Origin of the sequence: Kitasatospora sp. NA04385 (genome assembly GCF_013364235.1) — a bacterium.
Lineage (GTDB): Bacteria > Actinomycetota > Actinomycetes > Streptomycetales > Streptomycetaceae > Kitasatospora.
On the sequence record NZ_CP054919.1, the window covers coordinates 3,085,127 to 3,099,312 of the forward strand.

Annotated in this window: 10 protein-coding genes; 3 read left to right on the forward strand and 7 right to left on the reverse strand. The window is 74.5% G+C overall.

What is annotated here, in order from left to right; translation table 11 throughout:
• The first annotated feature begins 143 nt into the window (after nt 1–143).
• Nucleotides 144–1,499: an acyltransferase gene (locus tag HUT16_RS13430; RefSeq protein WP_176188448.1), complete on the forward strand. Its 1,356-nt coding sequence runs from the start codon at nt 144–146 to the stop codon at nt 1,497–1,499.
• Between the two features lie 69 nt (nt 1,500–1,568).
• Here HUT16_RS13430 and HUT16_RS13435 read toward each other — a convergent pair whose 3' ends face one another.
• Both HUT16_RS13435 and HUT16_RS13440 read right to left on the reverse strand, forming a co-directional pair.
• Entirely contained in the window at nt 1,569–2,249 is a 681-nt protein-coding gene (locus HUT16_RS13435) for a response regulator transcription factor (RefSeq protein ID WP_176188449.1), read from the reverse strand.
• Nucleotides 2,242–3,618: an ATP-binding protein gene (locus HUT16_RS13440; protein ID WP_176188450.1), complete on the reverse strand. Its 1,377-nt coding sequence runs from the start codon at nt 3,616–3,618 to the stop codon at nt 2,242–2,244. The genes HUT16_RS13435 and HUT16_RS13440 overlap by 8 nt, the downstream gene beginning before the upstream one ends.
• A 135-nt stretch (nt 3,619–3,753) precedes the next feature.
• Between HUT16_RS13440 and HUT16_RS13445 the strand changes: the two genes are divergently transcribed.
• A complete protein-coding gene (locus HUT16_RS13445; RefSeq protein WP_176188451.1) occupies nt 3,754–5,358 on the forward strand; it encodes a PspC domain-containing protein in 1,605 nt (534 codons plus the stop codon).
• Nucleotides 5,358–5,585 (forward strand): hypothetical protein, encoded by a 228-nt coding sequence (locus tag HUT16_RS13450; RefSeq protein WP_176188452.1) that lies wholly within the window; start codon nt 5,358–5,360, stop codon nt 5,583–5,585. Before HUT16_RS13445 ends, HUT16_RS13450 begins: the two co-directional genes overlap by 1 nt.
• A gap of 12 nt (nt 5,586–5,597) precedes the next feature.
• Here the strand turns inward: HUT16_RS13450 and HUT16_RS39725 are convergent, their stop codons facing one another.
• The 5 genes from HUT16_RS39725 to HUT16_RS13475 form a co-directional block, all read right to left on the reverse strand.
• Complete coding sequence (locus tag HUT16_RS39725; RefSeq protein ID WP_176188453.1) at nt 5,598–6,602, reverse strand: Rieske 2Fe-2S domain-containing protein; 1,005 nt, start codon at nt 6,600–6,602, stop codon at nt 5,598–5,600.
• A 151-nt stretch (nt 6,603–6,753) separates the two neighbouring features.
• Entirely contained in the window at nt 6,754–8,340 is a 1,587-nt protein-coding gene (guaA, locus tag HUT16_RS13460) for a glutamine-hydrolyzing GMP synthase (RefSeq protein WP_176188454.1), read from the reverse strand.
• Between the two features lie 793 nt (nt 8,341–9,133).
• Nucleotides 9,134–10,729 (reverse strand): zinc ribbon domain-containing protein, encoded by a 1,596-nt coding sequence (locus HUT16_RS13465; protein ID WP_176188455.1) that lies wholly within the window; start codon nt 10,727–10,729, stop codon nt 9,134–9,136.
• A 65-nt stretch (nt 10,730–10,794) separates the two neighbouring features.
• Nucleotides 10,795–12,555, reverse strand: a complete 1,761-nt coding sequence (locus HUT16_RS13470) for a GMC oxidoreductase (protein ID WP_176188456.1) — start codon at nt 12,553–12,555, stop codon at nt 10,795–10,797.
• A 20-nt stretch (nt 12,556–12,575) separates the two neighbouring features.
• On the reverse strand, nt 12,576–14,183 hold the full coding sequence (locus tag HUT16_RS13475) for a succinic semialdehyde dehydrogenase (RefSeq protein ID WP_176188457.1): 1,608 nt from the start codon (nt 14,181–14,183) through the stop codon (nt 12,576–12,578).
• Between the last annotated feature and the right edge of the window lie 3 nt (nt 14,184–14,186).

The following is a 14,186-nucleotide window of genomic DNA, read 5'->3' on the forward strand; positions in this document are numbered from 1 at the left end:
CTGATCAGGGCGAGCCTAGCGGGAACGCGTGGACCGCTCGCACCGGATGGAGCCGCTGCACCGGGAGGCGTACCGGACGCAACCCATCTGTCACCACCTGGGACGGTGCGCATGACGACGGTCGTGGGCTAGCCTCATCGGCTGTGACCGCGATTGAACACCAGTCCGCCTCCTTCGCGGATGGCACCAGGAAGCCCGCCGTCCCCGGACGACCCCCCGCGCGCCTCGGCTGGCTCGACGCGCTGCGCGGAATCGCCGCTCTGCTCGTCGCGGTGCACCACTTCGGCCTGCTCCGGTGGTACTCGTGGGGCCCGGCCTTCGAGGAGAAGTTCGACCTGGGCATCTTCTCCGTGATGCTCTTCTTCCTGGTGAGCGGGTACATCGTGCCCGCCTCGCTGGAGCGGCGCGGTGACGTGCGCGGGTTCTGGGTGGGCCGGCTGTTCCGGATCTACCCGCTGATCATCGTGACCGTGGTGCTGTCGCTGCTGGTGCTGCCCACCAAGTACTCGGCGGTCCCGAGCGTGGTCACCGACCGCCCGTACTGGTCGTACCTGGCGAACCTGACGCTGCTGCACGAGATGACCAACATACCGAGCGCGCTCGGCGCGATGTGGACGCTCTGCTACGAAATGGTGTTCTACTTCCTGGTCAGCGCCCTGTTCGTGAAGGGCTGGCACCGGCAGAGCGCCCCGATCGCGCTGTTCTTCGCGGCGGCCGCGCTGCTGCTCGGCGCCTGGTGGAAGCCGGCCCTGATCACCACGAAGCCGGTCTGGACGGCCCCGTCCACCACCCACCACCTGATCATCGCCACCGTCCTGGTGATGCTGACCGGCCTGGTGCTGGTCCTGCTCGGCCGGCCCGAACTGGTCCGGATCGGCGCGCTGGTGCTCGGCGGGCTCGGCGCGCTGCTGCTGTTCGTGAACGCCAGGTCCACGTTCTTCGAGAGCATGATGATCCTGGCCACCATGTTCGCCGGCACCGCGATCTTCCGCGCCGAGAAGGGCCAGATCGACCGGGCGCTGGCCGCCGTCGCCTGCGCCTTCGTCCTGGCCTCCGGCTTCCTCGTCGGCTACATGTACAACCACGGCAAGTCCGCCTTCAACCGCACCTGGACCTCCAGCTGGGAGGGCTTCTCGCTGCCGTACGTGGCGGCCTGGGCGGTCTTCGGCCTCGGCATGCTGCTGCGCTCCAAGCGCTGGCCCCGCCCGCTGACCTGGCTCGGCACGGTCAGCTACTCGGTGTACGTGGTGCACATCCCGGTGCTCTGGGCGACCTGGTGGTTCAAGGACCACCTGGTCACCTACCCGACCACCGGCTGGGGCCGCTGGCTGCTGCCGCTGACCTTCGTCGCGGCGGTGCTGGTCGCCAGCCAGCTGACCTACAAGCTGATCGAGATGCCCGGCCAGAAGCTCGGCAAGAGGGTCGCCAAGGCGCTCGACCGCCGCAGCGCGGCCCGGGCGGACAACGTCGAACAGCAGCGGATGGAACAGGTCATCTGACCCCCCGTCCCGCACGCCCCGGGCCCGGCACCCCCCGCGGGGGGTGCCGGGCCCGGGGCGTCCTGCCGTTCAGACCAGGCGGCGGGCGGTGGCCCAGCGGGTCAGTTCGTGCCGGTTGGAGAGCTGGAGCTTGCGCAGCACCGCGGAGACGTGGCTCTCCACGGTCTTGACCGAGATGAACAGCTGCTTGGCGATCTCCTTGTACGCGTAGCCGCGGGCGATCAGCCGCAGCACCTCGCGCTCGCGCTGGGTGAGCCGGTCGAGGTCCTCGTCGACCGGCGGGGTGTCGGTGGCGGCGAACGCGTCGAGCACGAAGCCGGCCAGCCGGGGCGAGAACACCGCGTCGCCGTCGGCGATCCGGAAGATCGCGTTGACCAGGTCGGTGCCGGTGATGGTCTTGGTGACGTAGCCGCGGGCGCCGCCGCGGATCACGCCGATCACGTCCTCGGCGGCGTCCGAGACGGACAGCGCCAGGAAGCGCACGCCCTCCGCGCCGGCCGAGCGGCGCAGCACCTCGACGCCGCCGCCACCGGGCAGGTGGACGTCGAGCAGCACCACGTCGGGCCGGGTCTCGGCGACCACCCGGACCGCGGACTCCACGTCGTCGGCCTCGCCGACCACGTCGATGCCGGTCTCGTCGGTGCGCCCGATCTCGGCCCGCACGCCGGTGCGGAACATCCGGTGGTCGTCGACCAGGACCACCCGGGCCCGCCTGCCCGGTGCCGCCCCCTGCGACGCTGCGTCAGTCATCTGCCGCCCTCTCCATCTCAAGCTCGACCTCGGTCCCGCCGTCCGGCGCGGGCCGCACCCGCGCGGTGCCCCCGTTGCGCCGCATCCGGCCGATGATCGATTCGCGTACGCCCATGCGGTCCTCGGGGAGGTCGTCGGGGTCGAAGCCGGGGCCGTGGTCGCGGACGAACACCGACACCGTCCTCCCCTCCACCTCCGCGTAGACCTGGACCGGTCCACCGCCACCGTACTTGGCGGCGTTCACCATGGCTTCCCTGGCCGCCCGCATCTGCGAGGCGATCCTCTCGTCCATCGGGCAGTCGCCGACGCAGACCAGCTCCAGGTGGACGCCGTGCCGGTCCTCGACCTCGGCGACGATCTCCCGCAGGTGCTCGGCCAGGGTGTCGGGGGCCTGCTCGGCGGCGGCCTCCGGGCGGTAGAGCCACAGCCGCAGCTCGCGCTCCTGGGCGCGGGCCAGGCGCAGCACCTCCTTGGGGTCCTCGGCCCGGCGCTGGATCAGGGTCAGCGTGTGCAGCACCGAGTCGTGGACGTGTGCGGCGATCTCGGCCCGCTCCTGGGCCCGGATGCGGGCGGTGCGCTCGGCGCCGAGGTCCTGCCACATCCGCAGCATGGACGGGCCGCCGAGCACCAGCACGCCCGCGACCACGGCCAGCGAGGACTCCACGACCAGCGCGACCGGCGAGTCCACGCCCTGGGTGACGAAGTAGCCGATGATGCCGGCCACCACCAGCAGCACCCCGGACAGCACCCGCAGGTAGGCGCCCTTGCGGCTGCCCGGCTCCAGGCCGAACCAGCTCTGCCAGCGCGAGTCGTCGGCCTGCCGCCACACCAGGGCGACGCCGATGCCGACCGCCAGCAGCGGCCACACGTACGGCTTGGCGGTCTGGATGCCCAGCGCGGACAGCAGCGCCATCACGCCGATGACCAGCGCGACCAGGGCGAACAGCTGGCCCATGCTGCCGGCCCGGCCGCGGCCCTCGACCGGGGCGGGGCCGTCCGCGGCGGCGGGCAGGCCCTGGTCGCCGTGGAAGGTGCGCTCCAGCAGTTCGCGCATCCGCCCGAAGCGGCCGCCGCCGTCGCCGGGGCGGCGGGCCGGGCGGTCGGCGCCGGGGGCGGCCTGGTTGATGCCCAGCGGCACCACGACCCAGAACGCGGCGTACAGCAGGGCGCCGATGCCCTCGGAGAAGAACAGCACGATGAACGCCAGCCGCACCCAGGTGACCGGCACCCCGAGGTGGGTGGCCAGGCCCTGGCAGACGCCGCCGAGGATCCGGCCGTGCGGGCTGCGGTACAGCCGCCGGTAGGGCGGCGCACCGGCCGGCGCCTCGGTCGGGGCGGGTTCGGTGGTTCTGGTCTCGGGTGCGGCCACGGCACCGATGGTGGCAGGTGCCGGTGCGGCGGCGCATCAGGGTCCGGCCCCTAGGCGGCCCTCAGGGACAGTTCAGGGTCGCTCCCGGGCCCGGGGCGGTTGGGCCGGGCCCGGCGGCCCGGAAGGATGGGGGACATGACGGACGACCAGATCCCGGAGCAACCGCCGGCCTCCCCCGCCGAGGGCCGCCCGGCGCTGACCCGCTCCTCCCGGCACCGGGTGGTGGCGGGCGTGTGCGGCGGCCTGGGCCGCTACCTGGACATCGACCCGGTGGTGTTCCGGGTGGTGATCGCGGTGCTCGGCCTGACCGGCGGGCTCGGGTTGTTCCTGTACGGCCTGGCCTGGCTGGTGGTGCCGCGGGAGGCCGAGGACGGCGAGGGCGGCCGCACCGAGCTGCAGCGGGTGCTGACCGGCCGGGTCGACGGGCAGTCGGTGGGCGCGGTGCTGGTGACGGCGATCGGCACCGGGGTGTTCTTCTCCTCGATGGGCGACGGCGGCCAGCTGTTCCCGCTGCTGCTGCTCGCCGTCCTGGTGTTCCTGGCGCTGCGCTACGACCCGGAGCGGCGGCGGCGCTTCGACAGCGGCGAGGCCCCGCCCGCCGGGCCGTCCGGCCCGCGGGACCGGCTGGAGGAGACCGGCCCGTTCGCCGACTGGAAGACCTGGAGCGAGGCGGTCGGCCGGGACCTGCGGGTCGAGTGGCAGGCCCGCAGCACGGAGCTCCAGGACCGGATGCGCTCCTGGCAGCAGGAGCACTCGGCGGGCGGCGCCACCGAGGAGCGGCCCGCCGACACCCCGCCGGTCGGCCCGTCCGGCTACCTGTGGGACCCGCGGCACCCGGAGCGCAACCCGTACGGCGGGGCGACGCCGCCGCCCGGGGCGGCCGCCCGGCCCTGGTGGCAGCGCACCGACCTGCCGGCGGGCGACCCGCTGCGCAAGGAGCCCCGCGCGGAGCACCCCGGGGACCCCGAGGACCCCGAGGACCGCGGAGACCGCGGAGAGACCCACCGGGAGCGGCTGGAACGCCGGACGGCGGACTTCCGGGCCCGGGCCGACCAGCGCCACCGGGCGCAGCGGGAGGCGATGGAGCGGCACCGGGCGAGCATGGAGCGGCACCGCGAGTGGAAGGCCCGCCGCAAGGCGGAGCGCGGCAGCTCGGTGCTGGGGGCGTCCGCGGTGCTGGTCGCGGTCGGCGCGTCCTGGGCGGTGGCGGCGAGCGACCACGGGCAGCACCGCTGGTCGACGGTGCTGGCGGTGGCGCTGCTGCCGCTGGGCCTGGCCATGCTGGTCGGCTCCCGCTGGGGGCGCACCCGCGGGCTGACCTTCCTGTCGCTGCTGCTGACCGCGGGCCTGGTGGCCGCCGCGGGCACCTCGGCGACGGTCGCGGACAGCACCGGCGACCGCGCCTGGCACGTCGGGGCGGGCGAGCTGCGCCCCCGCTACACGCTGGGCCTCGGCGACGCCCGGCTCGACCTGTCGGCGCTGGACCCGCAGGGCGGCACCCTCTCCACCGAGCTGCGGGTCGGCGCGGGCGAGGCCCGGGTGACCGTGCCGTCCGGGGTGGAGCTGCGGATGAAGCTGCGCGACGGCGCGGGCACCGTCCGGCTGCCGGACGGGCAGAGCTTCGAGGGCCCGTTCACCAACGAGGACGTCGTGATCGAGGTCCCGGACGGACAGCCGTCCCGGGGCGTACTGGAACTGACGGTGGCCGTGGGCGCCGGGGACATCGAGGTGGTGCGGTGATGAGGAAGCATCGGTTCGACCTGTACGCGCTGGTCGCGGGCGGGCTGTTCACCGCGCTGGCGGTGCTGTACCTGGTGGCCTCGCTGAACGACCGCGAGGTGAACAGCCGCTTCGTGCTGCCGCTGGCGTGCATCGTGCTCGGCGCGGGCGGCCTGGCCGGCGCCCTGGTGGCGGCGGCCCGGCGCGGGAAGGGCGGGGCCCGCGACGACGACCACAGCCTGGACTGAGTCCCGGGCCCGCTAGGACTGCTGCGGGCCGAGCTCCAGCTGGTCGCCGTTCTTGGTGACGGCGAACCTGGGCAGCGGCTTCACGGCCGGGCCGGTGATCACCGCGCCGGTGGCGGCGTCGAACACGGAGCCGTGGCAGGGGCAGTACAGCCGGCCGTCCTTGGGCGGGTTGACCGCGCAGCCGGAGTGGGTGCAGACCGAGGACAGGCCGGTGTACTGGCCGGCGGCGGGCTGGACGACGTAGACGGCGTCGCCGCTGGCCGGGTCCTTGACGGTGGCGGAGCCGCCGACCGGGACCTGCGCGGCCGGCACCGAGGGGCCGGGCTGCGGGACGGGGCTGGTGGCGCCGGAGCCGGCCGCGGTGGCGGGGGCTTCGTCCCGGCCGAAGCTCGCGGTGAGCGAGCCGGAGAGCAGCCCGGCGCCGCCGAGCGCGACGGCCGCGATGCCGCCGTCGAGCAGGGCCCGGCGGCGCACCGCGTCCTCGGCCAGACCGCGGGCCCGGTCCCGGGCGGCCCGGGCGGCCAGGTAGCCGTCGACCGACAGGTGGGGGGTGCCGGCCAGCAGCAGCGGCGTCCAGGCCATCAGGTAGGCCAGGTCGTTGCCGAGGTAGTACGGGGTGGTGTGGAAGCTGACGGACAGCCAGAGGGTGGCGGACAGCAGCGCGCCGCCGAGCGCGGCGACCCGGCCCCACAGGCCGAACAGGGTGCCCAGGCCCACGGCGAGCTCGCCGAAGGCGATCAGCAGGCCGAAGAAGGTGGGCGCGTCCAGGGCGGGGGACAGCGCCCAGCCGATCGGGCTGCCGCCCTTGGCGGCCAGGGTCTGGGCGTAGAAGGAGGCCGGGTCGCCCGCGCCGGCCAGGTAGTGCGCGTCGGAGAGCTTGTCGAAGGCGGCGTAGACGAAGGTCACGCCGAGGAACAGCCGCAGCGGCAGCAGTGCCCAGCGCGCGCCCCGGGCCTTCCACTCGGTGATCCTGGCGCCCGCCGTGCTGCCCGCCGTGTTGCCCGTCCCCGTCGCCATCCTCGCCGCCCTCTCCCTCGCCGCCTGCCGTCCGCCGACGCCGCTGCCGACCGGACCGGGTCCGATTGTGCCCCGTGCCCTTCCCACATGGCCGCGCCGCCACTCCCCTGGCGCGGGAAGCGGCGGCGCGGTCACACGGTTGCCGGTGGGATCACTCCCACTCGATGGTGCCCGGCGGCTTGGAGGTGACGTCCAGGACGACCCGGTTCACGTCCTTGACCTCGTTGGTGATCCGGGTGGAGATCTTCGCCAGCACCTCGTAGGGCAGCCGCGACCAGTCCGCGGTCATGGCGTCCTCGGAGGAGACCGGGCGCAGCACGATCGGGTGGCCGTAGGTGCGGCCGTCGCCCTGCACGCCGACCGAGCGGACGTCGGCCAGCAGCACCACCGGGCACTGCCAGATCTCGGCGTCCAGGCCGGCCAGGGTCAGCTCCTCGCGGGCGATGGCGTCGGCCTCGCGCAGCAGGTCCAGGCGCTCCTTGGTGACCTCGCCGACGATCCGGATGCCCAGGCCGGGGCCGGGGAACGGCTGGCGCTGGACGATCTCGGCGGGCAGGCCGAGCTCCTGGCCGACCATCCGGACCTCGTCCTTGAACAGCTTGCGCAGCGGCTCGACGAGTCGGAACTCCAGGTCCTCGGGGAGGCCGCCGACGTTGTGGTGGGACTTGATGTTGGCGGTGCCGGTGCCGCCGCCGGACTCCACCACGTCCGGGTACAGGGTGCCCTGGACCAGGAACTCCACGGCGGGGCCCTCGTCGGCGATGATGTCGGCCTGGGCCTGCTCGAAGACCCGGATGAACTCGCGGCCGATGATCTTGCGCTTCTGCTCCGGGTCGGAGACGCCCTTCAGCGCGGTCAGGAAGCGCTCCTCGGCGTCGACCACGACCAGCTTGACGCCGGTGGCCGCGACGAAGTCCTTCTCGACCTGCTCGGTCTCGCCCTTGCGCATCAGGCCGTGGTCGACGTACACGCAGGTCAGCCGGTCGCCGATGGCGCGCTGCACCAGGGCGGCGGCGACCGCGGAGTCCACGCCGCCGGACAGGCCGCAGATGGCGCGCTTGTCGCCGACCTGCTCGCGGATCAGCGCGACCTGCTCCTCGACCACGTTGGTCGTGGTCCAGTCCGGGGCGATGCCGGCGCCGCGGTACAGGAAGTGCTCCAGTACCTGCTGGCCGTGCTCGGAGTGCATCACCTCGGGGTGGTACTGCACGCCGTACAGCTTGAGGTCGTCGTTCTCGAAGGCGGCGACCGGCACCACGTCGGTGGAGGCGGTGACCGTGAAGCCCTCGGGCGCGGCCGAGCAGGCGTCGCCGTGCGACATCCACACCGACTGCTGCGCCGGGGTGCCCTCGAACAGCGTGGAGCCGGGGCGGGAGACGCTCAGCGGGGTGCGGCCGTACTCGCGGGCGCCGCTGTTGTCGACGGTGCCGCCGAGGGTCTTGGCCATCAGCTGGAAGCCGTAGCACATGCCGAAGACCGGGACGCCGGCCTCGAAGATGGCGCGGTCGAGCTGCGGGGCACCCTCCTCGTACACCGACGACGGACCGCCGGAGAGGATGATCGCCCGCGGGTTCTTGGCGAGCATCTCGGCGACCGGCATGGTGCTCGGCACGATCTCGCTGTAGACCCGCGCCTCACGCACCCGACGGGCGATGAGCTGGGCGTACTGGGCACCGAAGTCGACGACCAGGACGGTGTCGTTCTCGGGTGCGGACTGGACGGGGGAGTCAGCGGACACAGACGGCCTTCCGGCGGCGGTACAAGGGGGTGTCGACCCCGAGTCTACCGGGAGGCTTTCACCCGACTGCCCGCGCCGGCGCCCGTGACCGCGCGGGCGGGCGAATCGTTGCACCGGGAGACCGCGCGGAACGCCGGCACCCTCCAGGTGCGGGCGGCACCTCGCGGCGGAACCACGCGTGGATCATTTCTCCGGTCCACCGGGTGCGCGTGGCGGGCACGGGCCCGCCGTGGGACCGCGCCCCGGTGCCGCGGTCGGGTCAGCAGGGGACAGCGACCCCGTCCGCGACCGGGCGGACCCGGGGTGTGGCGGCCGGTACCGGTGCCGGCCGCCGCACCTCAGTCAGCCGCCCGCCCCGGCGTACGCCCCGGTACGCCCAGCAAGCCCTTATCACGGACGGTGACCACCCCCGGCGGTCGGGCCGGTGCCGCCCCGCGCCGTGTCCGGTTCCGGCCGCACCCTTCATTTACGCCGAATCGGTTGCACGGCAAGGCCCTCGTCCAGGACGATGCAGGGAAGGCGGGGGGCTCACCGTACACCTCCCGGCCCGGAGAGCCCGTTCTCGCGGACGGCTGCTCTTTCACGCTCCGTGAGGCCCATCCGGCCCCCGGGCGTGCCCGTGACCATTTCTCCGCGACGGCGCTCCTCCCCCGGCGCCGTCACCCCAGCACCGGCGCGGCCCTGACGCCGAGTGCTGCGACAAAGGGCCCCGTTCCCCCGCGGGGCCCTTTGCCCTGTCCGGGCCCGGACCCGCGGGGGTCCGGGCCCGGGTCAGTCGGCCTCGGGGCCCGGGTCAGCCGGCCTCGGGGCGCCGGAACCCGGCGTGCGGGTCCGCGTCCTTGTCGAGCGCGACGGCGGGGGCCGGCGGCTCGTCGACCACCAGCTCGACCGAGCCGACCGTGTCCAGCCGGTCGGTGACCGCCTGGCCGGGCAGGACGGCCGACCCGCCGGGCAGTTCGCCGGGCACCGGCGGCACGGCCGGCATCGGCGGGGCCGGCGGGCGCGGCGGGGCCGGCGGCACGGGGGTGCCGCGCAGCGAGTCGAGCGCCCCGGGCACCACCAGCGCGCCGAACGCGGCCCACAGCACGGAGGAGACCAGCACCGAGGGCACCGACCAGCCGAGGGCGTCCTGGGTCCGGGAGACCGACCCGCCCAGCGGGCCGTCCCCGCCGCCCGGCGCGCTCATGGTGATCCACATCGAGGTGCCGAGCAGCAGCACCGTGTTGAGCAGCGCGTACACGCCCGCCAGCACGGCCCGGTCGCGGTGGACCAGCCGGCCCCGGTGGGCGGACCAGCCGAGCGCCAGCGCGGCGGCCAGCGCCGGGAGCGCCGCGAACCACCAGCCGGAGCCGTGGCCGCCCAGGTCGAACAGCGACATCGACTCGTGGCCGCGCTCGAAGACGCCGCCGGCCAGGAGGGTGGCGCCGCTGCCGACGCCGTGGATCAGCACGCCGAAGTTGGTGACCAGCGCCAGCGTCCCGAGCTGCGAGAAGGAGTCGCCGTAGGCGAGTTCCACCACCAGCGCGACGGCGGTGAGCAGCGCCAGCAGGGCGACGACCACCCGGGAGGCGTGCTGCCAGGCCAGCAGCAGGCTGTTCAGCCAGCCGCGCCGGGCGGCCTCGGCGCGCAGCACGGCCGATCCGTCCACGGCCAGCACCAGGACGGCCGCGGCCAGGCCGGCGACCAGGGTGAGCGGCAGCAGCGCGGGGCCGATCTCGACGTGCATCGAGGGCAGGCCCTCGCCGGTGTCCGAGGAGTCGTGGCCGGCCAGCCAGCCCAGCAGCAGCGCGACCGCCGCGGACAGCGCGCCGGTGCGCAGCGCCTGGAGCCCGACCGCGGGCCCGGCCGGTTCGGCGGCGCCGGCCCGGCGGCGGGTCCGGGCGGAGAGGTGCAGGCCGAGCCAGAGCAGCAGCAGCCAGCCGAGCGTGACCAGGTACATCACCACGTGGGTGCTGGTGCTGTAGCCGATCGCCAGGCTGTCGGCGTCCTCCTTGCCGGCGGCGCTCATGGCGACCCGCATGGGCGCGCCGAAGGCGGTGAGGACGAGCGACAGCCAGGTCTGGAAGCCGGCGGCCGACCAGGAGGTCTCGAACAGCGCCGACTCGTCGTCCCGGCTGTCCTGGCTGGCGGCGCCGATCACGGCGGCCAGCACCAGCAGCGCGGTGGGCGCGACGAGCACCCGGCCGGCGATCAGCCAGCCCCGGGAGACCAGCGGGGTCTCCCGGGTGTGGTGCACCTGGCCGGAGCCCCACGGGGAGTGGCCGGCACCGGCCGGGCCGGTGTCCTCGACCACGTCTCCGATCGCGGGCGCGGCGAGCGGTCTTCCGCAGTTGGCGCAGGTCGCCGCGGGGTCGGCGGAGGCCGCTCCGCAGGACGGGCAGATGGGCATGGTTGGGTCCCCCCGGGTGGTTCGTGCTTCGAGGGCCCGTTTATCCCACCGCGGGTAAAGGAATGTCAATCGCCTTCCGGGGCCCGGCGGGGCACGTCGGGGACGGCCAGCAGCGGCAGCCTCAGCGCGCCGAACGCCCCTGTCGGGACCGCGGGTTGGCGCGGGGTGACGGGCGGCACCGGGCGGTAGGCGGCGCCCGGTTCGGGGCGCGGGTCGGCCTCGCCGCGGTTGGGCCACATCGACATGGCGCGCTCGGCCTGTGCGGTGATGGTGAGCGAGGGGTTGACGCCCAGGTTGGCGGAGACCGCGGAGCCGTCGACCACGCTGATCCCGGGGTGACCGTACAGCCGGTGGTAGGGGTCGACGACGCCGGTCTCGGGGCTGTCGCCGATCGGGCAGCCGCCGAGGAAGTGCGCGGTCAGCGGGATGTCGAAGACCTCGCCGGCGGTGGAGCCGGGGAAGCCGTTGATGGAGGCGGCGAGCGCCCGGGCGCCCTCCTCGGCGGCCGGGATCCAGCTGGGGTTGGGCGCGCCGTGGCCCTGCCGGGAGGTGAGCCTGCCGTTCTTCAGCGAGACGGTCAGCGAGTTGTCCAGGGACTGCATGACCAGGCCGATGATGGTCTTCTCCGACCAGCGGTGCTGGTTCATCGACTGGACGAAGTTCCACGGGTGCCGGGCGGCGGTGCCCAGGTAGCGCAGCCAGCGCGGCCCGCGCCCGGCGCCGGACACCTGCTGGATCGAGAGCGCGCCCATCGCGTTGGAGCCCCGCCCGTAGCGGACCGGCTCGATGTGGGTGTTCGCGTCGGGGTGCACCGAGGAGGTGATGGCCACGCCCCGGGTGAAGTCGGGGCGCTCGCCGTAGCGCCGGGTGGAGGTCTGCGCGCCCACCAGCGCCTCGGAGTTGGTGCGGGTGAGGTGGCCGAGCCGGGCGGAGATCCCGGGCAGCAGCCCGCCCTCGCGCATCCGGTGCAGCAGGGTCTGGGTGCCGTAGGTGCCGGCCGCGACCACGACCCGTTCGGCGGTGATCGTGCGCGCCCCGGCCTTCCGGGCCCGCCGGGTGCGGGCGTCGGTGGGCAGCACGTCGACCGCGTAGCCCCCGCCGTGCGGGCGCAGCCGGCGGACGGTGGTCATCGGCAGGATCTCGGCGCCGGCCCGCTCGGCCAGGTACAGGTAGTTCTCGGTGAGGGTGTTCTTGGCGCCGTGCCGGCAGCCGGTCATGCACTCCCCGCACTCGGTGCAGGCCCGGCGCTTCGGTCCGGCGCCGCCGAAGTACGGGTCGTCGACCTCGTCGCCGGGCGCGGCCTTCGCCTCGCCGGTGCCGTCCCGCCCGTCGCCGAAGAACACCCCGACGGGCGCCAGGTGGAAGGTGTCGCCGCAGCCCATCGCCTCGGCGGCGGCCTTCAGGTGCACGTCGGAGGGGGTCGTGGTGGGGTTGAGCCGCACCCCGAGCATCCGCTGCGCCTGGTCGTAGAACGGGGCGAGCTCGGCCTGCCAGTCGGTGATGTGCCGCCACTGCCGGTCCTCGAAGAACGCCTTCGGCGGGACGTACAGGGTGTTGGCGTAGTTCAGCGAGCCGCCGCCGACGCCCGCCCCGGCCAGGATCAGCACGTTGCGCAGCAGGTGGATGCGCTGGATGCCGTAGCGGCCGAGGGCGGGTGCCCACAGGTAGTCGCGCAGGTTCCAGGAGGTGCTGGGCAGTTCCTCGCGGCGGAACCTGCGCCCGGCCTCCAGGACGGCGACCCGGTAGCCCTTCTCGGTGAGCCGCAGGGCCGCGACCGAGCCGCCGAACCCCGAACCGACCACCACGACGTCGTAGTCGTACGACACTGCTGCCCCTCCCGGGAACGCTACTTCAGTCGGAACGCCTTCATGGCCTTCAGGCCGGTGGTGAAGAACTCGGCGAACTTGCGGTCGTCCATGCCGAGCGACGGGCCGATCGGCAGCAGCCGCTGCACGGCGATGGTCTGCGCCTCGGTGTAGCGCAGGATGCCCTCGGCGCCGTGCCGCCGGCCGAGCCCGGAGTCGCCCATGCCGCCCATCGGCGAGGCCACCGAGCCGTACGCGGCCGCGTAGGCCTCGTTGACGTTGACGGTGCCGGTGCGCAGCCGGGCGGCGACCTTGCGGCCGCGGGCGGTGTCCTTGGTCCAGACGCTGGAGTTCAGGCCGTACGGGGTGCCGTTGGCGGCGGTGACGGCCTCGTCCTCGGTGTCGAAGCGGTAGACCGAGACGACCGGGCCGAAGGTCTCCTCGGCGCAGACCGCCATGTCGGGGGTGACGCCGTCCAGGATGGTCGGCTCGTAGAACAGCGGGCCCAGGTCGGGCCGGGCCTGCCCGCCGGCCAGCACCGTCGCGCCGGCCTTGACGGCCTCCTCGACGTGCCGGGTGACGGTCTCCAGCTGGCGGGCGGAGACCAGCGAGCCCATGTCGGCGCCGTAGGCGAGGCCGCCGCCCAGGCGCAGCGCGGCGGTCTTCTCGGCGAACCGCGCCAGGAAGGCGTCGGCGACCGAGCGGTGCACGAAGATCCGCTCGATGGAGATGCACAGCTGGCCGGCCGAGGAGAAGCAGGCCCGGACGGCGCCCGCGGCGGCCCGCTCCAGGTCCGCGTCGGCGAGCACCAGCATGGCGTTCTTGCCGCCGAGTTCCAGCGAGGCGCCGACCAGCCGCTCGGCGGCCCGCCGGGCGACGTCCCGCCCGGTGCGGGTGGAGCCGGTGAAGGCGACGTAGTCGGCGCGCTCGACCACCTGCGGGCCGACCACCGGGCCGTCGCCGAGGACGATCTGCCAGACCTGCGGGGGCAGTCCGGCCTCGACGAACAGCTCGCGGGCCCACAGCGCGGTCAGCGCGGTCTGGGTGTCCGGCTTGTTGACCACCGCGTTGCCCGCGACCAGGGCGGGCAGCGCGTCGCCGACGGACAGCTCCAGCGGGTAGTTCCACGGCGAGATCTGCCCGACCACGCCCTTGGGGCGGCGGGCCTCCACGGCGCTGGTCAGCCCGGGCACGGCGCCGCCGCGGCGGCGGTCCCTGAGGTAGGAGTGCGCGGTGCGGCCGTAGTGCCGGGCCGCCGAGGCGACGGCCATCACCTCCTCGAAGGCGTGCAGCCGGGCCTTGCCGGTCTCCGCCTGGATGAGGTCGAGCACCTCGTCCTGCCGCTTGAGCAGCAGGTCGTGGAAGCGCAGCAGGACGCCGGCCCGGTGCCGCACCGACAGTGCGGACCAGCCGGGCCGGGCCCGCCGGGCCTGGTCGAACGCCCGCTCGACGTCCGCCTCCGAGGAGACCGGCAGCGCGGCCAGCACCTCGCCGGTCAGTGGCGCGAGCGTCTCGGCGGTCTGCCCGCCGGACGCCGTCACGCCCTTGGCCAGCCGCGCCACCAGCGCGGCCGGCACCGCCGATGCGACGCCGCGCGCCGCACCCTTCGCCGCGGGGTTGCGCCGGCCCTGGATCGTGCTCTCCGTCATGCG

What these genes read in the sequence shown, in the direction of transcription:
- HUT16_RS13435 (WP_176188449.1), bottom strand. Translation starts at nt 2,249, where the DNA reads ATGACTGACGCAGCGTCGCAGGGGGCGGCACCGGGCAGGCGGGCCCGG.
- HUT16_RS13445 (WP_176188451.1), top strand. Translation starts at nt 3,754, where the DNA reads ATGACGGACGACCAGATCCCGGAGCAACCGCCGGCCTCCCCCGCCGAG.
- HUT16_RS13450 (WP_176188452.1), top strand. Translation starts at nt 5,358, where the DNA reads ATGAGGAAGCATCGGTTCGACCTGTACGCGCTGGTCGCGGGCGGGCTG.
- HUT16_RS39725 (WP_176188453.1), bottom strand. Translation starts at nt 6,602, where the DNA reads ATGGCGACGGGGACGGGCAACACGGCGGGCAGCACGGCGGGCGCCAGG.
- HUT16_RS13465 (WP_176188455.1), bottom strand. Translation starts at nt 10,729, where the DNA reads ATGCCCATCTGCCCGTCCTGCGGAGCGGCCTCCGCCGACCCCGCGGCG.
- HUT16_RS13475 (WP_176188457.1), bottom strand. Translation starts at nt 14,183, where the DNA reads ATGACGGAGAGCACGATCCAGGGCCGGCGCAACCCCGCGGCGAAGGGT.